The sequence below is a fragment of the Burkholderia sp. 22088 genome, from assembly GCF_052045915.1.
Taxonomy (GTDB): Bacteria; Pseudomonadota; Gammaproteobacteria; order Burkholderiales; family Burkholderiaceae; genus Burkholderia; species Burkholderia cepacia.
The window spans coordinates 280,469-298,627 of record NZ_JBQEPY010000007.1 but is presented as its reverse complement, the minus strand read 5'-3'; the positions used below and the strand labels follow the sequence as shown (position 1 = coordinate 298,627).

General features: G+C 69.1%; 14 protein-coding genes. 10 read left to right on the top strand and 4 right to left on the bottom strand.

The window, feature by feature from the left end; genetic code table 11:
- Nucleotides 1-24: 24 nt before the first annotated feature.
- Both ACTJLD_RS16105 and ACTJLD_RS16100 read left to right on the top strand, forming a co-directional pair.
- A complete protein-coding gene (locus ACTJLD_RS16105; protein ID WP_059686233.1) occupies nucleotides 25-1,725 on the top strand; it encodes an NAD(P)/FAD-dependent oxidoreductase in 1,701 nt (566 codons plus the stop codon).
- A gap of 24 nt (nucleotides 1,726-1,749) precedes the next feature.
- Nucleotides 1,750-2,862 (top strand): Rieske 2Fe-2S domain-containing protein, encoded by a 1,113-nt coding sequence (locus ACTJLD_RS16100; protein ID WP_027792879.1) that lies wholly within the window; start codon nucleotides 1,750-1,752, stop codon nucleotides 2,860-2,862.
- A gap of 274 nt (nucleotides 2,863-3,136) precedes the next feature.
- Here ACTJLD_RS16100 and ACTJLD_RS16095 read toward each other — a convergent pair whose 3' ends face one another.
- Nucleotides 3,137-3,394: a DUF4148 domain-containing protein gene (locus ACTJLD_RS16095; protein WP_027792878.1), complete on the bottom strand. Its 258-nt coding sequence runs from the start codon at nucleotides 3,392-3,394 to the stop codon at nucleotides 3,137-3,139.
- 199 nt (nucleotides 3,395-3,593) lie between these two features.
- Here ACTJLD_RS16095 and ACTJLD_RS16090 point away from each other — a divergent pair, with 199 nt between their 5' ends.
- Both ACTJLD_RS16090 and ACTJLD_RS16085 read left to right on the top strand, forming a co-directional pair.
- Nucleotides 3,594-4,271, top strand: coding sequence for a heavy metal response regulator transcription factor (locus ACTJLD_RS16090; protein WP_021160488.1), 678 nt, complete (start codon nucleotides 3,594-3,596; stop codon nucleotides 4,269-4,271).
- On the top strand, nucleotides 4,268-5,776 hold the full coding sequence (locus tag ACTJLD_RS16085) for a heavy metal sensor histidine kinase (protein WP_333975741.1): 1,509 nt from the start codon (nucleotides 4,268-4,270) through the stop codon (nucleotides 5,774-5,776). The genes ACTJLD_RS16090 and ACTJLD_RS16085 overlap by 4 nt, the downstream gene beginning before the upstream one ends.
- On the opposite strand, the gene ACTJLD_RS16080 is transcribed toward ACTJLD_RS16085, so the two are convergent.
- From ACTJLD_RS16080 to ACTJLD_RS16070, 3 genes are all read right to left on the bottom strand, one after another.
- The gene (locus ACTJLD_RS16080; protein ID WP_440659302.1) at nucleotides 5,757-7,328 is read right to left on the bottom strand and encodes an efflux transporter outer membrane subunit; all 1,572 of its coding nucleotides are present in this window, start codon (nucleotides 7,326-7,328) and stop codon (nucleotides 5,757-5,759) included. The two genes, ACTJLD_RS16085 and ACTJLD_RS16080, sit on opposite strands and share 20 nt — an antisense overlap.
- A gap of 30 nt (nucleotides 7,329-7,358) precedes the next feature.
- On the bottom strand, nucleotides 7,359-8,738 hold the full coding sequence (locus ACTJLD_RS16075; RefSeq protein WP_440659274.1) for an efflux RND transporter periplasmic adaptor subunit: 1,380 nt from the start codon (nucleotides 8,736-8,738) through the stop codon (nucleotides 7,359-7,361).
- 70 nt (nucleotides 8,739-8,808) lie between these two features.
- On the bottom strand, nucleotides 8,809-12,036 hold the full coding sequence (locus ACTJLD_RS16070) for an efflux RND transporter permease subunit (protein WP_059699599.1): 3,228 nt from the start codon (nucleotides 12,034-12,036) through the stop codon (nucleotides 8,809-8,811).
- Nucleotides 12,037-12,305: 269 nt separating this feature from the next.
- On the opposite strand from ACTJLD_RS16070, the gene ACTJLD_RS16065 reads away from it, so the two are divergent.
- The 6 genes from ACTJLD_RS16065 (at nucleotide 12,306) to yjfF (ending at nucleotide 18,051) form a co-directional block, all read left to right on the top strand.
- Nucleotides 12,306-12,584: a DUF4148 domain-containing protein gene (locus ACTJLD_RS16065; protein ID WP_027792873.1), complete on the top strand. Its 279-nt coding sequence runs from the start codon at nucleotides 12,306-12,308 to the stop codon at nucleotides 12,582-12,584.
- Nucleotides 12,585-12,598: 14 nt separating this feature from the next.
- Nucleotides 12,599-12,862: a hypothetical protein gene (locus ACTJLD_RS16060; RefSeq protein ID WP_124535437.1), complete on the top strand. Its 264-nt coding sequence runs from the start codon at nucleotides 12,599-12,601 to the stop codon at nucleotides 12,860-12,862.
- Nucleotides 12,863-13,368: 506 nt separating this feature from the next.
- Nucleotides 13,369-14,331 (top strand): ABC transporter substrate-binding protein, encoded by a 963-nt coding sequence (locus ACTJLD_RS16055; protein WP_059686211.1) that lies wholly within the window; start codon nucleotides 13,369-13,371, stop codon nucleotides 14,329-14,331.
- Between the two features lie 83 nt (nucleotides 14,332-14,414).
- Nucleotides 14,415-15,929 carry a sugar ABC transporter ATP-binding protein gene (locus ACTJLD_RS16050; RefSeq protein ID WP_124535447.1) on the top strand — a complete coding sequence of 505 codons (1,515 nt, stop codon included), beginning with the start codon at nucleotides 14,415-14,417 and terminating at the stop codon, nucleotides 15,927-15,929.
- On the top strand, nucleotides 15,926-16,966 hold the full coding sequence (locus tag ACTJLD_RS16045; RefSeq protein WP_124918835.1) for an ABC transporter permease: 1,041 nt from the start codon (nucleotides 15,926-15,928) through the stop codon (nucleotides 16,964-16,966). Before ACTJLD_RS16050 ends, ACTJLD_RS16045 begins: the two co-directional genes overlap by 4 nt.
- A complete protein-coding gene (gene yjfF, locus ACTJLD_RS16040) occupies nucleotides 16,963-18,051 on the top strand; it encodes a galactofuranose ABC transporter, permease protein YjfF (RefSeq protein ID WP_440659273.1) in 1,089 nt (362 codons plus the stop codon). Before ACTJLD_RS16045 ends, yjfF begins: the two co-directional genes overlap by 4 nt.
- Nucleotides 18,052-18,159 lie beyond the last annotated feature (108 nt).

Genomic DNA, 18,159 nt, shown 5'->3' with positions numbered 1-18,159 from the left:
ATCTCACAAGGAGAGTGTGCCCTCATGACTCAAAAGAGCCCCGCGAACGGGCGCGACAGCAACCACTTCGACGTGATCATCCTCGGGTCGGGCATGTCCGGCACCCAGATGGGGGCGATCCTGGCCAACCAGCAGTTTCGCGTGCTGATCATCGAGGAGTCGTCGCACCCGCGCTTCACGATCGGCGAATCGTCGATCCCCGAGACGTCCCTGATGAATCGCATCATCGCCGATCGCTACGGCATTCCGGAGCTCGACCGCATCACGTCGTTCTACGCGACGCAGCGTTACGTCGCATCGAGCACGGGCATCAAGCGCAACTTCGGCTTCGTGTTCCACAAGCCCGGCCAGGAGCACGATCCGAAGGAATTCACGCAGTGCGTGATTCCCGAACTGCCGTGGGGCCCGGAGAGCCACTATTACCGCCAGGACGTCGACGCCTACCTGTTGCAGGCCGCGATCAAATACGGCTGCACGGTGCGCCAGAAGACGAACGTGACCGAATACCACGCCGACAAGGACGGCGTTGCGGTGACCACCGCCCAGGGCGAACGGTTCACCGGCCGGTACATGATCGATTGCGGCGGGCCGCGCGCGCCGCTCGCGACCAAGTTCAAGCTCCGCGAAGAGCCGTGCCGCTTCAAGACGCATTCGCGCAGCATTTACACGCACATGCTCGGGGTCAAGCCGTTCGACGACATCTTCAAGGTCAAGGGGCAGCGCTGGCGCTGGCACGAGGGAACCCTGCATCACATGTTCGCGGGCGGCTGGCTCTGGGTGATTCCGTTCAACAACCACCCGCGATCGACCAACAACCTGGTGAGCGTCGGCCTGCAGCTCGACCCGCGTGTCTACCCGAAAACGGACATCTCCGCGCAGCAGGAATTCGACGAGTTCCTCGCGCGGTTCCCGAGCATCGCGGCGCAGTTCCGGGACGCCGTGCCGGTGCGCGACTGGGTCAAGACCGACCGCCTGCAATTCTCGTCGAGCGCCTGCGTCGGCGACCGCTACTGCCTGATGCTGCATGCGAACGGGTTCATCGACCCGCTGTTCTCCCGGGGGCTCGAGAACACCGCGGTGACCATCCATGCGCTCGCGGCGCGCCTCATCAAGGCGCTGCGCGACGACGACTTCTCCCCCGAGCGCTTCGAGTACATCGAGCGCCTGCAGCAGAAGCTCCTGGACCACAACGACGACTTCGTCAGTTGCTGCTACACGGCGTTCGCGGACTTCCGCCTGTGGGACGCGTTCCACAGGCTGTGGGCGGTCGGCACGATCCTCGGGCAGTTCCGGCTCGTGCAGGCCCATGCGAGGTTCCGCGCGTCGCGTGACGAGGGCGACCTCGATCACCTCGACAACGACCCTCCGTATCTCGGGTACCTGTGCGCGGACATGGAGGGGTACTACCAGTTGTTCAACGACGCCAAAGCCGAGGTCGAGGCCGTGAGCGCCGGGCGCAAGGAGGCCGGGGAGGCCGCGGCGCGGATTCACGCCCTCATCGACGAACGCGAGTTCGCCAGGCCGATGTTCGGCTTCGGGTACTGCATCACCGGGGCCAGGCCGCAACTCAACAACTCGAAGTACAGCCTGGTGCCGGCGATGAAGCTGATGCACTGGACGCAAACCAGCGCGCCGGCAGAGGTGAAACGGTACTTCGACTACAACCCGATGTTCGCGCTGCTCAAGGCGTACATCACGACCCGCATCGGCCTGGCGCTGAAGTAGCCGGCCGACACCGCCAGGAAAACGATGAACGACGTTCAATTCGATCAAGCGGTCGCCACGGAGCAAGCCCCGGGGGTGTATGACGCGACCACGCGCGTGGCCGCGAGCTGGTACGTCGCGATGCGCTCGGACGACCTCAAGGACAAGCCGACGGAGTTGACGCTGTTCGGCCGTCCGTGCGTGGCGTGGCGCGGTGCGACGGGGCGCGCGGTGGTGATGGACCGCCACTGCTCGCACCTCGGCGCGAACCTGGCCGACGGGCGGGTCACGGACGGGTGCATCCAGTGCCCGTTTCACCACTGGCGGTACGACGAGCAGGGCCGGTGCGTTCACATCCCCGGACACAGCCAGGTGGTGCGGCAGCTGGAGCCCGTTCCGCGCGGCGCGCGTCAGCCGACGTGGGTCACCGCGGAGCGGTACGGCTACGTGTGGGTCTGGTACGGCTCCCCGCAGCCGCTGCACCCGCTGCCCGAAATCGCCGCGGCCGACGTCGACAACGGCGACTTCATGCACCTGCACTTCGCGTTCGAGACGACGACGGCGGTCTTGCGGATCGTCGAGAACTTCTACGACGCGCAGCACGCGACCCCCGTGCACGCGCTCCCGATCTCGGCCTTCGAACTCAAGCTGTTCGACGACTGGCGCCCGTGGCCGGAGGTCGAGCCGCTGGCCCGGGCGGGCGCGTGGTTCGGTGCCGGGATCGACTTCACCGTGAACCGGTACTTCGGGCCCCTCGGCATGCTGTCGCGCGCGCTCGGCCTGAACATGTCGCAGATGAACCTGCACTTCGACGGCTACCCCGGCGGGTGCGTCATGACCGTCGCGCTGGACGGAGACTTCAAATACAAGCTGCTCCAGTGCGTCACGCCGGTGAGCGACGGCAAAAACGTCATGCACATGCTCATCTCGATCAAGAAGGTGGGCGGCGTCTTGCGCCGCGCGACCGACTACGTGCTGTTCGGGTTGCAGACCCGACAGGCCGCGGGGTACGACGTCAGGATCTGGAACGGGATGAAGCCGGACGGCGGCGGCGCGTACAGCAGGTACGACAAGCTCGTGCTCAAGTACCGCGCGTTCTACCGGGGCTGGGTCGACCGCGTGGCCGAGACGGGCGCTCGACCGCACCGCCGCGAGTGAGCGGCGAGGCGTGAGGCGGCGGCCGGGAGCCGGCCAATGAGCAGGATCGCGCCGGAAAGGCATGCGGCCGGCATGCCCGGGCCGAGCACGGCCCGTTTTTTCGCGATCATCGTTTCACGTCGTCGGACGGGCGGGCGGCCGTCGGGCCGGTGCGCTCGAGCGCTTGAGCGACAAGGATTTCGCGGGCCCGGCTGCGGGCGCCGCGAAATCCGCCGCCAGGCGCCGGGTCGGCGCGCGATCCGGCTGTCAGCCGGCTGCCGAACATAGGCGGCGATCAAGAGCCGGCCGATGCCGTCGCGACCGGCGCCGCATCGGGATGCGCGCGCGCGTAAAGCTGGCGATTGCGCGCGATCTGCGCCTGCGACGGCGGGTAGTCGTTCCGGTCCGTCGGCAGCAGGCCGCCGGCTTCGGCATTGATCAGCTGCTGGTAGATTTCGGCGCGCGTGAGCGGCGCCTGCGTGGACTGGGCGAAGGCCTGTGTACCGAACGGCAGGCTCAGCGCGGCAACGACAAAGGCAGTGAAGAGTTTCATGGCGATTCCCTGGTGGTTGAACGAACGGGCGAGTGGGGCGGCCCCACGTATCCCATTCTGGTTGCCGCGGCAGTCACGACGCTGACCCGCCGATTACAGTTTTGTAATCCGCCCGTTTCGCGCTTGCACGATGCGGCTCGCGCGCCGCGTTTCCCGGTAACATCGGCGCATGTCACCACCCCATGCGACGGAGCCGACCATGCGCATCCTGATAGTCGAAGACGAACCGAAGACCGGCGCGTACCTGAAGAAAGGGCTCGAGGAATCCGGCTTCAGCGTCGATCTCGCGAAGGATGGCGGCGAGGGCCTGACGCTCGCGCAGGAGGAAAGCTACGACGTGATCGTGCTCGACGTGATGCTGCCCGTGCTCGACGGCTGGAGTGTGCTCAAGCGGCTGCGCGACACGCACGCGACGCCCGTGCTGTTCCTGACCGCGCGCGACGACGTGCAGGATCGTGTGCACGGCCTCGAACTCGGCGCCGACGACTACCTCGTGAAGCCGTTCGCATTCGTCGAGCTGCTTGCGCGGATCCGCACGCTCGCACGGCGCGGGCCGCCGCGCGAGACGGAGCGCATCGCGGTGGGCGACCTGGAGATCGATGTCGTGCGACGCCGCGTGAAGCGCGGCACCGTGCGGATCGACCTGACGCCGCGCGAATTCTCGCTGCTGCAACTGCTCGCGCGCCGGCAGGGCGAGGTGCTGAGTCGCACGCAGATCGCGTCGTACGTGTGGGACATGAATTTCGACAGCGACACCAACGTCGTCGAAGTCGCGATCCGGCGGCTGCGCGCGAAGATCGACGACGATTTCGCGGTCAAGCTGATCCATACGGTGCGCGGCGTCGGCTACGTGCTCGAACCGAAGGACGCCGCATGACGCTCGGCCGCTCGATCGGCGCGACGCTCGCGCTCGCGTTCGGCGCGACCATGCTCGCCGTCTTCGCGCTTGTCGGCACCTATGTGTATACGGCCCTCGAGCGGCAGGTGAGCACGCAGGACGACCTCGACATCGTGCTCGCCGCGCGGCACACGCGCCGGCTGGCGGGCGAGCTCGATTCGCTCGACGAGGTGCGCACGCATGCGGACCGGCTGACGAGCCAGGTGCTCGGCAACGCGGCGCTGTCGATCGCCGTCGTCGACGGGCAGGGCAACGTGCTCGCGCGCCACAACGTCGAGCGCACCGGGTTCGAGGACTCGCCCGAGCCGGCGGCAGCCGCATCGACGTCCACCTCGCCCACCTCGCCCACCTCGCCCGCGCTGCCGGCATTGCCCGACGCCGCGCTGTTCCCGCCGCACGCGACGCCGGTGCCCGCGAACGAACGGATCACCACCGACCGGATCGCGACCTGGACGGCCGCCGGCGGCGTGTCCGTGCGCGGCGTCGTCAGCGACGCGCAGTTGCGCGACCACTCGACGATCCGGATCGCGATCGCGCGCAACATGAGCGATCGCGCCGCGATGCTCGACGGCTACCGTGACCGGCTGAAGATCGCCGGCGGCCTGGGCGCGCTGTTCGCGATGCTGCTCAGCTACTGGCTGATCCGCACATCGCTCGCGCCGCTGCGCGAGATCGTCGCGAACACGGGCCGGATCACCGTCGACAAGCTCGATACGCGGCTCGACGCGTCGCGTGCGCCGCGCGAGCTGACGGCGCTCGTCGACGCGCAGAATGCGATGCTCGGCCGCCTGCAGCAGGCGTTCGGACACCTGTCGCAATTCAGCGCGGATCTCGCGCACGACCTGCGTACGCCGCTGAACAACATGCGCGGCGCGACCGAGGTGGCGCTCGCGCGGCCGCGTTCGCCCGACGAGTACCAGGCGCTGCTCGAATCGAATCTCGAGGAATACGACCGTCTCGCGCGGATGATCGAGAACGTGCTGTTTCTCGCGCGCGCCGAGCATCCGGGCTTCGTCACGCGGCAGCGTGCGTTCGACGTGCATGACGAACTGGAGCGTATCGCCGGCTACTTCGAAGGGCTGGCCGACGAAGCGGGATCGACGCTGCGCGTCGACGGGCACGGGCAACTGACCGCCGATCTCGAACTGTTCCGCCGCGCGGTCAGCAACCTGCTGGCCAACGCGCTGCGCTATACGCCGGCGGGCGGCGTGATCGCGATGAGCGTCGACGAAACGGCGGATGCGGTGCGCGTCGTCGTCGCGAACCCGGGCGAGCCGATCGATCCCGCGCTGCTGCCGCGCATCTTCGAGCGTTTCGTGCGCGGCGACCCCGCGCGCAGCGGCGGCGTGCCGGGCGGCACGGCCGGGCTCGGCCTCGCGATCGTGCGCTCGGTGATGGAATTGCACGGCGGCACCGCACGCGTCGAAAGCGACGCGGCCGGCACGCGCTTCATCCTCACGTTCGTCAGGACGCCGACGGCGTAGCGGCCGCGTGCGCGGCGGCCGTTGCGTGCGCATCCATATCCGTATCCTTGTTCCAGCCGCCGCCGAGCGCCGTCAGCAGCGCGACCGCCGCCTCCATCCGGCGCGCGGCGATCTGGTCGGCCAGGCGCCGGTTCGACAGCGCGATCGTCTGCGCGGTCACGACGTCGAGATAGCTGACCGCACCGGCGTTGAAGCGGTTGGTCGTCAGCTTCAGCGACAGGTCGGCCGCGTCGGTCGCGCGCTGCTGGCTGTTCGCTTCCGATGCGAGCGCATCGAGCGCGGACAGTTGATCCTCGACCTGCTGGAACGCGGCCAGCACGGTCTGCCGGTAATCGGCGACCACGCCGTCGTACTGCGCATGCGCGGCATGCAGCGACGCGCTGCGGCGCCCGCCGTCGAACAGCGTGCCGGCGAGCTGCGAGCCGAGCGACCAGAACAGGCTCGGCGCGGTGAGCCACGGCGCGAAGAACGAACTCTCGAGCCCCGCGCTCGCCGACAGCACCAGGTCGGGAAAGAACGCGGCGCGCGCCTCGCCGATCTGCGCGTTCGCGGCCGCGACGCGCCGCTCGGCCGCCGCGATGTCGGGCCGCCGCTCGAGCAGTTGCGACGGCACGCCGGCCGGGATCGCCGGCACGTCGAATGCCTGCACGCGCGGCGGCAGCGTGAAGGTCGACGCGCTTTCGCCGACCAGCGTCGCGAGCGCATGCTGAAGTTGCGCGCGCGACGCGTCGATGTCGGTGTCCTGCGTCTGCGTCGATTCGAGCTGCGTCTCGGCTTGCGCGACGGCCGACGCGTCGATCGCGCCGTCCGCGAGTTGCTGCTTCAGCAGCTTCAGTGCATCGGCATACGCGCGCACCGTTTCGTCGAGCAGTTGCTTTTGCGTGTCGAGCGAGCGCAGCGCGAAATAGTCGGTCGCGAGCTCGGCCGTGACGGACAGCCTCACGGCCTGCAGGTCGGCCGCGCTCGCGTCGGCATTCGCCTGCGCGCCCGTCACGGCGTCGCGCATGCGGCCGAACAGGTCGGGTTCCCAGCTCGCGGCGATGCCGGCCTGGTAGTCGGGCGTCGTCTTGCCGGCGAGCGACGAGCCGAGCTTGTTCTGCGACAAGCGCGAGCGGCTTTGTGCGACGCCGGCCGTGACGGTCGGCAGGAACCCCGCACGCTGGTAGCCGACCATCGCGCGCGCCTGCTGGAGATCGGCGACGGCTTTCTTCACGGTCTGGTTCGAGATGTCGACGCGCGCTTCGAGCGCGTTCAGTGCGGCGTCGTCGAAGACGGTCCACCACGGGCCGCGCGACGCGGCATCGGCGGGCGTGGCGACGTTCCAGCCGGGTTGGGAGACGGGGGCGGCCGAAGCCGGTACGCCCGAAGCCGGTATGCCCGTAGCCGGTACGCCCGTAGCCGGTACGCCCGTAGCCGGTATGCCCGCATAGTGCGCAGGCACCGCGACGGTGGGGGGCGAGTAGGCGGGTAGCGTCGAGCATGCGGTCAACGCGGCGGCGATGCCGAGCGTGACGACGCGGCGCGCGAACGGGAGCGGATGAAAGAGGCACATGGTGGAGATCTCGCGGGTTGTCATGAACGGTCAGCTGCGGGCCTTCGTCGACGTCGCAACCGGCGTCGACGCGGGCGCCGCGACGGCGGCCGGCGCTGCCGCGGCCGCAACCGCGCGAGGCGCCGCCGGCACGCCGGTAGCCGAGCCGGCCCGCGCAGCCGCCTGCGCCGCGCCGGGCTCGACCGCCACGATCTTCACGGTCTCGCCGCCGGCGATCGAATCGCCCGGGTTGTCGATCACCCGATCGGTCGCGGCCAGCCCCGCGACGATCTCGACGTGCGTGCCGAAATCGCGGCCGATTTGCACGGTCTTCAGCGCGGTGGTGCCGTTCGCGGCGACGGTCGCGACCGTCACGCCGTTCGGCCGGAACAGCAGCGCGCTGACCGGCAGCTCGAACGCGGGCGCCGCACTCGCGACGAGCAGGTGCGCCTGCGCATACGCGCCAGGCATCAGCGCGCCGTCGTGGTTGTCGACGTCGATCTCGACCCGCAGCGTGCGCGTCACGGGATCGATCGCGCCCGCGCTGCGCGCCACGCGTGCGGCGAAGCGCCGGCCCGGATACTGCTGCGTGGTCAGGTACACGGGCGTGCCGGCCGACACGCCGGCCGCGCTATCCTGCGGGACGTCGACGAACACGCGCAGCGTGTCGGTCTGCTCGAGGTGGAACAGCTCGCCCGACAGCCCCGGGCTGCCCGGTGTGCCGCCCGCCGTGACGAGCGTGCCGACGTCGACGTTGCGCGCGGTGATCACGCCGTCGAACGGCGCCGTCACCGATTCGTACGACACGAGTTCATTCAGATGGGCGGCATTCGCCTGCGCGGAGGCGAGCATCGCGCGCTTCGCGTTCATGTCGGCGACCTTCGTGTCGGTGTCCTGCTGCGATACCGACTGCGTCTTCAGCATCTCCTGCCAGCGCTGCGCGGTCGATTTCGCGTAGTCGTAGTTCGCCTGCGCGGTCGACGTGTCGGCGTGCGCCTGGCGCAACTGCGCGTCGAGGTCGGGTGCCGTGATCTGCGCGAGCGTCTGCCCGGCTTTCACATGCGTGCCGATATCCGCACTCCAGTGCGCGATGTAGCCGCTCGTGCGCGCATAGATCGACGCTTCCGCGTACGGCATCACCGCACCCGGCAGCGTGAGCGTCTGGTCGGCCGGCGCGGCGCCGGGCCGGATCACGGACACCGGCAGCGCCTGCTGCGCGGCCACCTGCACGCGCTGCGCGGCGCGTGCATCGATACGCGGCACGATGCCGGCGGCCAGCAGCGCGGCGGCGAGTGCGAGCGCGGCCAGCGGCACGGCGAGCCTGCGGCCGCGACGGGGCAGCGGCGCGTCGGATGCGGTGTCGCGCGCGACAGGCGGCACCGCCGCCGTTTCGGCGGAAAGCTGGGCGAGAGGTTCGGTCGAGTCGTTCATGATGGGTTCGAAGTCGGGCGAGTCGGAGGAAATCGGCGGGTATCCAGTCCAGCTATCCGGGTATCCGTGCTCAAGGCAGTGCCGGCGTGTCCGGCACGCGGCGTGCGGCGGCCGCATCGCGTCGCCGTTCGAGCCACGCATGGACGAAGCCGAACACGACGGGTACGAACAGCAGCGTCGACACCGTGCCGAACGCGAGGCCGCCGATCACCGCGCGGCCGAGCGGCGCGTTCTGTTCGCCGCCGTCGCCGAGGCCGAGCGCCATCGGCAGCATGCCGATCAGCATCGCGAGCGCGGTCATCACGACCGGGCGGAACCGGCTGAACCCCGCGTCGAGCGCGGCCTGCCACGGCGGCGTGCCGCCGGCGCTCAGCTCGCGCGCCGCGTTGACGACGAGAATGCTGTTCGCGGTCGCGATGCCGATGCACAGGATCGTGCCGGTCAGCGCGGGCACCGACAGCGTCGTGTTCGTGACGAACAGCATCCACGCGATGCCCGCGAGCGACGCGGGCAGGCCGCTGACGATCACGAGCGGGTCGAGCCACGACTGGAAGTTCACGACCATCAGCAGGTAGACCAGCGCGATCGCGAGCACGAGGCCGCTCAGCAGCCCCGCGAACGACTGGTGCATCGCCTGCACCTGGCCGCGCAGCACGATCGACGAGCCGGGCGGCAGTTGCGCGCGTGCGGCGTCGACGAGCTTCGTCACGTCGGCCGTCACGCCGCCGAGATCGCGGTCCTGCACCGACGCGAAGATGTCGAGCACCGGCTGCACGTTGTAGTGCGACACGACGGCCTGCTGCTCGGCGCGCGAGAAGGTGCCCAGCGTGCCGAGCAGGTTCTGCGCGCCCGCGCCGGCCGCGGGGCCGCCCGCGGGCGTCTGCGGCGATTGCGCGGCGGTCGGCATCGCGATGTTCGCGAGCGACTGCAGCGAATTGACGTCGTACTGCGGCGTCTGCACCAGCACCGGGTAACTGACGCCGTTGGCGGGGTTCAGCCAGAAGTTCGGCGTGGTCTGCGAGCTGCCGGACAGCGCGATCAGCAGGTTCTGCGCCACGTCGCGCTGCTGGAGCCCGGCCTGGATCGCCTTGGTGCGATCGACGTCGACGTTGATCGCGGGTGCGTCGCCGGGCTGCTGGATGCGTGCGTCCACGAGGCCGCGCACGCCGCGCAGTTGCGCGAGCAGCCGGTTCGCGACCGCGCGGTTCGCATCGAGCCGGTTGCCGACGATCTGGATGTCGATCGGCGCAGGCAACCCGAAGTTGAGGATCTGGCTGACGATGTCGGCCGGCAGGAACGCGAAGGTCACACCCGGGAACGCCTGGTTCAGCAGGTTGCGCAGCTTCGTCACGTACTGCGCGGTCGGCCGGTGGTTCGGCTTCAGCGTGATCATGATGTCGGCATCGCCGGCGCCGACCGGATCGGACGAGTCGTAGGTCAGGTTGATCCCGCTGACCGGCACGCCGATGTTGTCGAGCACGCCGGCCAGTTCGTTCGCGGGGATCACCGAGCGGATCCGCGTCTCGACCTCGTCGGTCAGGCGCGCGGTCTCCTCGATCCGCGTGCCGGTCGGCGCGCGCAGGTGCAGCCGGATCTCGCCGGTATCGACCGACGGGAAGAAATCCTGCCCGGCGACGGCGAACAGGCTCGTGGAAGCCACGCAGGCGAGCAGGAACGCGGCCGCGAAGCGGCGCCGGTTCGCGATCGCGGCCGACAGCAGCGCGCGATAGCGCGCGCGGACCGCTTCGAAACGGTGCTCGAAGGCGGCCTGGAAGCGCGCGAAGCGAGCGAAGATGCCGCGCGGCGGCTTGCCGTGCCCCTTGGCGCGCATCAGCACCATCGCGAGCGTCGGGATCAGCGTGCGCGAGAAGAAGTACGACGCGATCATCGCGAAGATCACCGCTTCGGCCATCGGCACGAACAGGTAGCGCGCGACGCCCGTCAGCAGGAACATCGGCGCGAACACGATGCAGATCGACAGCGTCGACACGAAGGTCGGCACGGCGATCTCGCCCGCGCCGGTCAGGATCGCCTCCTCGAGCGGCGCGCCGCGTTCGAGGTGGTGCGTGATGTTCTCGATCGCGACGGTCGCATCGTCGACGAGAATCCCGACCGCGAGCGCGAGCCCGCCGAGCGTCATGATGTTGATCGTCTCGCCGAGCGCGGCCAGCGCGCACAGCGACGTCAGCACCGCGAGCGGGATTGTCACGGCGATGATCAGCGTCGCGCGCCAGCTGCCGAGGAACAGCAGGATCATCAGCGCCGTCAGGCACGCGGCGATCAGCGCTTCGCGCGCGACGCCCTGGATCGCCGCTTTCACGAACACCGACTGGTCGCCGAGCGGCGTGATGTGCAGCGCCTTCGGCAGGCCGGCCGCGATCTTTGGCAGCATCGCCTTCACCTGGCCGATGATCGTCAGCGTCGATGCGCTGCCGGTCTTCTCGACCGTCAGCAGCGCCGCGCGCTTGCCGTCGCTGCGCACGATGTTGGTCTGCGGCGCGTAGCCGTTGCGCACGTGGGCCACGTCGCGCACATAGACGACGTTGCCGCCGACGGTCTTCACCGGCAGGTCGTTCAGCGCGGCGACGGTCTGCGTACTGCCGTTCATCTGCACGTTGTATTCGCGTGCGCCGATCTTCGCGGTGCCGCCGGGCAGGATCAGGTTCTGCGCGTTGATCGCGTTGACCACGTCGATCGGCGCGAGCCCCTTGGCCTGCAGCGCGCGCATGTTCAGGTCGACGACGATCTCGGGCACCTTGCCGCCGAACGGCAGCGGCACGGCCGCGCCCTGGACGGTCGCGAGCTGCGTGCGGATGAAGCTGTTGCCGAGGTCGTACAGCTGCTGCTCGGCGAGCGTGCTGCTCGACAGCCCGAGCTGCAGGATCGGCACCGTCGACGCGTTGTACGTGATGATGTTCGGCGGCAGCGTGCCCGGCGGCAGGATCCGCAGGATCGACGCGGAGTTGCTGGAGGCTTCGGCAATCGCGCGATTGATGTCCGCGCCGGGGTGGAAGAAGATCTTCACGACCGACACGCCGTTCAGCGATTGCGATTCGATGTGCTCGATGTCGTCGACGTCGGACGTGAGCGCGCGCTCGTAGTTGGTCGTGATGCGCTTGGCCATGTCCTCGGCGGAAAAGCCGTTGTACGACCAGACGATGCTGACGACCGGGATGTCGATGTTCGGAAAGATGTCGGTCGGCGTGCGCAGGATCGCGAGCGTGCCCGCGATGAAGATCAGCAGTGCGAGCACGACGAACGTATAGGGCCTGCGTAACGCCAGCCGGACGATCCACATGATGTTTTCCTCGAAGCAGGGCAAGGGCGCCGCGATGGATGCGACGAGCGTGCAGTCTGCCGGTGCCGCGTTGACCCGGCCCTGACTCGAAGATTACGAAACTGTTATCTGCGCGTGGCGCCGCAGATTTCAGGATTGTCATGTAACGGTCAGCGTCGTGCCGGCCGCAGTCACCAGAATGAAGACGTCGGGCGGAGAACCGCATCCGCGGCACCGCCGGCGGCGCATCGACGATGCGTCCTCATCTAACCGTTCTGGGGAGTTTCATCATGAATCGCAGACTGATCGCAGCGACCGCGCTGCTTGCCCTCGCCATCGGCACGCCGGTAGCCGCTTTCGCGCAAGCGTCGTCGTCGGGCCCGACCCGTGCCGACGTGATCGCCGAGCTCGTTCAGGCGCAGCGCGACGGCACCGTGCCCATGTCGAACTGGGACTATCCGCCGAGCCCGCAGACGATCGCGCGCAATCGCGAGCTTTATGCGATCGCGCACGGCGAGCAGGCCACCGCGACCGCGTCGACGCCGGTGCCGGCCGTCAGCGCGCAGTGACCGGGAGACAGGCGATGAAGCGCCTTTCCCGGCTGGCGATCGCCGCGCTGCTCGCGGCGGCGGTCGCGCCGGCCTTTGCACGCGGGATGCCGCAATTGCCCGATGACGACGGTGGGCGCGCGAGCGTGCTGCAAGCGTTGAACCCGGCGCGCGCGGCCGACGACGGCCGGCCGCATGCGGCCGGCGTCGTGCCGAATCGGGCCGGCGAGACGTCGCGCGGTCGCGGCAGCGGCATCGACCGGCGGTTTGGCGTCGCCGGCGATGGCGATGCGCGGTAATCCTGGCCGGCGTGAGCGACGGTCGGGTAGAAGCGCGCGGTCAACGCGTTCATACCGGTATTCGTGCCGGGAATGAACGATCCCCAAGCAAAGGCGAGCACCTGCCGGGCCCGGAGCGACCGTGCCGCCAGGCAAAAACTCGCGGCGCTCACCCGTTAGCGGTCGAAGCGATCCATCAGCCAGCCGCTCGCGACCGAGCCCGGCGCACGCCCCGGTTCAGGAAGCCGCCCATGATCGCGCCTTGTGCGCTCGTATGGCCGGCGCCTTTCCCCATCTCCGCCGCACCGCCCCCAGCCCGTTTAGGTGTTTATACGTATGCCGATTCCGATATCGCCCGAATCCAATATTTCATTGGAAGGTTATCGGACTTGTTCCTAGACTGATGCGGGGCATGCAGACCGGGCCGGCCGCACGCGCCAGCCCGGTCTGCAGCCCGACCCGCATCCCCGCGCCACGCAGAACCACAACAGCGCAGCGGCATACAACGACATCATCGGAGACGGACCATGACATTCTTCAGGAAGCTGACGGCCGGCGCGCTCGTCGCCGCGGCGACGGTGTTCGCGCACGGCGCGTTCGCGCAGCAAAAGCCGATCACGCTCGGGTTCTCGCAGGTCGGCGCGGAAAGCGCGTGGCGCACCGCGAACACCGTGTCGGTGAAGGGCGCGGCGAAGGACGCCGGCATCAACCTGAAATTCTCGGACGCGCAGCAGAAGCAGGAGAACCAGATTCGCGCGATCCGTTCGTTCATCGCGCAGAAGGTCGACGTGATCGCGTTCTCGCCGGTCGTCGAATCGGGCTGGGAACCGGTGCTGACCGAAGCGAAGGCCGCGCATATCCCGGTGATCCTGACCGATCGCGCGGTCGACGTGAAGGACCCGTCGCTGTACGTGACGATGATCGGCTCGGACTTCCTCGAGGAAGGGCGGCGCGCCGGCCACTGGATGGAAGAGCGCTACAAGAACGATGCGGGCCCGATCAACATCGTCGAGCTGCAGGGCACCGTCGGCTCCGCGCCGGCCAACGATCGCCGCGCGGGCCTGCTCGAAGTGATCAAGAACAATCCGAAATTCAAGGTGATCGCATCGCAGAGCGGCGACTTCACGCTCGCCGGCGGCAAGCAGGTGATGGAAGCGTTCGCGAAGACCTACGGCAAGCAGATCAACGTCGTCTACGCGCACAACGACGACATGGCGCTCGGCGCGATCCAGGCGATGGAAGAAGCCGGGATCAAGCCCGGCAAGGACGTGAGCGTCGTGTCGTTCGATGCGACGAAGGGCGGTTTCCAGGCGATGATCGCCGGCAAGATCAACGTCGACGTCGAATGCAGCCCGCTGCTCGGCCCGCAGCTGATGAGCGCGGTGAAGGACGTGGTCGCCGGCAAGCAGCTGCCCAAGCGGATCGTCACGAACGAGACGGTGTTCCCGATGAACGTCGCGGCGCAGGTGCTGCCGACCCGCAAGTACTGATGTCCCGCGCGGGCGGCGGCGCGGCTGCCGCCCGAGTCGCAACCGCTTCGCAACCGCATCGCAACCGTTTCGACGGAGGGGTCATGACGCAATCGCCGGTGGTCGAGATGACCGGCATCGACAAGTCATTTCCGGGTGTCAGCGCGCTGCAGCGCGTGGACTTCCGGTTGTTTCCCGGCGAGATCCATGCGCTGATGGGGCAGAACGGCGCGGGCAAGTCGACGCTGATCAACGTGCTCACCGGCGTGCATGCGCACGACGCGGGTGAGATTCGCGTCGGCGGCCGGCCCGTGCGCTTCGCCGCGCCGCGCGAAGCCGAGGCGGCCGGGATCCAGACGCTTTACCAGGAAGTGAACCTGTGCACGAACCTGTCGGTCGCCGAGAACATCTTCGCGGGCCGTCAGCCGATGCGGCGCGGTGCGATCGACTGGAACGCGATCCATGCGCGCTCGCGCGCGGCGCTCGCGGAACTCGACCTGTCGCTCGACGTCACGCGCTCGCTCGACGCGTACCCGATCGCCGTGCAGCAGATGGTCGCGATCGCGCGCGCCGTTTCCGTCGATGCGCGCGTGCTGATCCTCGACGAGCCGACGTCGAGCCTCGACGACGGCGAGGTCGCGCGGCTGTTCGACGTGCTGCGCCGGCTGAAGGCGTCGGGCATCGCGATCCTGTTCGTCACGCATTTCCTTGAGCAGACCTATGCGGTGTCCGACCGGATCACCGTGATGCGCAACGGCGAGCGCGAAGGCGAGTACCTGGCGCGCGACCTGCCGGTCGACGCGCTGGTCGCGAAGATGACCGGCCGCGAGCGGATGTCCGATACGCTGCAGGCGGGTGCCGCGGCCGCCGCGCGCACCGCGGGCGACGCCGCGCCGTTCCTGTCGATGCAGCAGGTCGGCCGGCGCGGGATGATGAGCGCGCTCGATCTCGACGTGCGGCCCGGCGAGATCGTCGGGCTGGCCGGGCTGCTCGGCTCGGGGCGTACCGAAACCGCGCAGCTCGCGTTCGCTGCGGAGCGCCCGGACACCGGCGCGATCGAGATCGACGGCACGCGCACGCGGCTCGCGTCGCCGCACGACGCGGTGCGGCACGGCATCGCGTATTGCCCGGAAGACCGCAAGAAGGAGGGTATCGTCGCCGCGCTGTCGATTCGCGAGAACATCATCCTCGCGCTGCAGGCGCGGCGCGGCTGGTGGCGGCTGATCGGGCGCGCGCGCCAGCGCGAGATCGCCGAGTCGTATATCGCCCGGCTCGGCATCAAGGCGCGCGACGCGGAGCAGCCGATCGGCCTGCTGTCGGGCGGCAACCAGCAGAAGGTGCTGCTCGCGCGCTGGCTCGCGACGGACCCGAAGCTGCTGATTCTCGACGAACCGACGCGCGGGATCGACGTCGCCGCGAAGTTCGACATCATGGAGCGCGTGCTCGCGCTGTGCAAGACCGGGCTCGCGATCCTGTTCATCTCGTCGGAGATCGGCGAGGTCGTGCGCGTGAGCCACCGGATCGCGGTGCTGCGCGACCGTCGCAAGGTCGCCGAGCTGACCGGCGCCGATGCGTCCGAGGAGCAGGTGTACCGTCTGATCGCGGGAGGCCAGTCATGACGCCGCCGCGCACGCTGTTTCGTCATTCGCTCGCGTGGCCGGTGCTGACGCTCGCGCTGCTGTTCGCGCTCGATGTCGCGCATCGTCCGGGTTTTCTGTCGATCGCGCTGCTCGACGGCCACCTGTTCGGCGCGCCGATCGACATCCTGAACCGCGCGGCGCCGCTCGTGATCGTGTCGCTCGGGATGACGCTCGTGATCGCGACGCGCGGGATCGACATCTCGGTCGGCGCGATCGTCGCGATCGCCGGCGCGGCCGCGGCGATCGTGCTCGACGCCGATCCGTCGCGGGTCGGTGCCGCACTGGCCGCCGCGCTCGGCGTCGGCTTGCTCGCGGGCGCCTGGAACGGGCTGCTCGTCGCGTTCGTCGGGATGCAGCCGATCATCGCGACGCTGATCCTAATGGTGGCCGGCCGCGGTGTCGCGCAGCTGCTGACGGGCGGCCAGATCATCCCGATCGGCGCGCCCGGCTATCTCGCGCTCGGCGGCGGTTATCTCGCGACCGTGCCGTGCGCGGTGTGGATCGCCATCGCGACGATCGCCGCGACCGCGCTGCTGGTGAACCGCACGGCGCTCGGGCTGTTCATTCGCGCGATCGGCGTGAATCCGGTCGCGACGCGGCTCGTCGGGCTGCGCGCGGGTGCGGTCGTGTTCGGCGTGTATCTGTGTTCGGGCGTGATGGCGGCGCTCGCCGGCATCCTCGCGAGCTCGAACGTGCGCAGCGCCGACGGCAACAACGCCGGGCTGCTGCTCGAACTCGACGCGATCCTCGCGGTGACGCTCGGCGGCACGTCGCTGCTCGGCGGCCGCTTCAGCCTCGCGGGCTCCGTGCTCGGCGCGCTGATCATCCAGACGCTCACCTACACGACGTATTCGATCGGCGTGCCGCCGGAGGCGACGCTCGTCGTCAAGGCGGTCGTCGTGATCGTCGTGACGCTGATCCAGTCGGAGGCGGCGCGCGCGCTCGTCGTCCGGCATGCGTCACGGCTGCTGCCATCCGCGCGTTCGCGCGCCACCACCGGAGCGACGCCCCGATGACCCGATTCCTTGGCCGGCTCGCCGACCCGCGCACGCTGCCGATCGTCGTGACGATCCTGCTGTTCGCCGCGCTGTTCGGTTTCGGGTCCGTGATGTACACCGGATTTTTCTCGATGCAGGTGCTCACCGGGCTGCTCGTCGACAACGCGTTCCTGCTGATCGTCGCGATCGGGATGACGTTCGTGATCGTGTCGGGCGGGATCGACCTGTCGGTCGGCTCGGTCGTTGCGCTGACAACGATCCTCTGCGCGGTCGGCGCCGAGCGGCTGCACTGGCCCGTGTGGGTCATCGTGCCGCTCGTGCTCGCATTCGGCGCGCTGTACGGCGCGGCGATGGGCGCGCTGATCCATTGCTTTCGCTTGCAGCCGTTCATCGTCACGCTCGCGGGGATGTTTCTTGCGCGCGGCGCGTGCTTCCTGATCACGACGCAGTCGATCACGATCAACGAGCCGACGTTTCATGCGATCGCGGGCATCAGCGTGCCGGTCGGCGGCGGCACGCTGAGCGCCGGCGCGCTGATCGCGCTCGCGACGCTGGCCGCCGCGATCTACGTCGCGCATTTCACGCGGTTCGGCCGCAACGTGTATGCGATCGGCGGCAACGAACGTTCGGCGCTGCTGATGGGCTTGCCGGTCGCGCGCACGAAGATCGGCGTCTACGCGCTGAGCGGCTTCTGCTCGGCGCTCGGCGGCGTGGTGTTCACGCTGTACGTGCTGTCGGGCTACGGGCTGCAGGCGCAGGGAATGGAGCTCGACGCGATCGCCGCGACCGTGATCGGCGGCACGCTGCTCACGGGCGGCGTGGGCTACGTGATCGGCTCGGTGTTCGGGGTCGGCATCCTCGGCACGATCCAGGTGCTGATCACGTTCGACGGCACGTTGAGCTCGTGGTGGACGCGGATCGTGATCGGCGCGCTGCTGTGCGTGTTCTGCGTGCTGCAACGGGTGATCGAGCGGCATGCCGCGCGGCGGCGCACCGGCGGCACGGGGCTGGGCGAGCGCCCGCGGCCGGCCGACGCCGCATCGGCACGGCCGGCCGGGACGGGCGAGGATGCGGCGCTCGTGTCGACGATGCGGCGCGCGTAGGGGATCACGCCGGCGATCGCACCGGGGATCGCACCGCGCGTGCGGTGCAGCGGGGCGGGATCGACCGGGCAGCGGTGCGCGACGTAGCCGCGCCGTCGGCGCGCACCG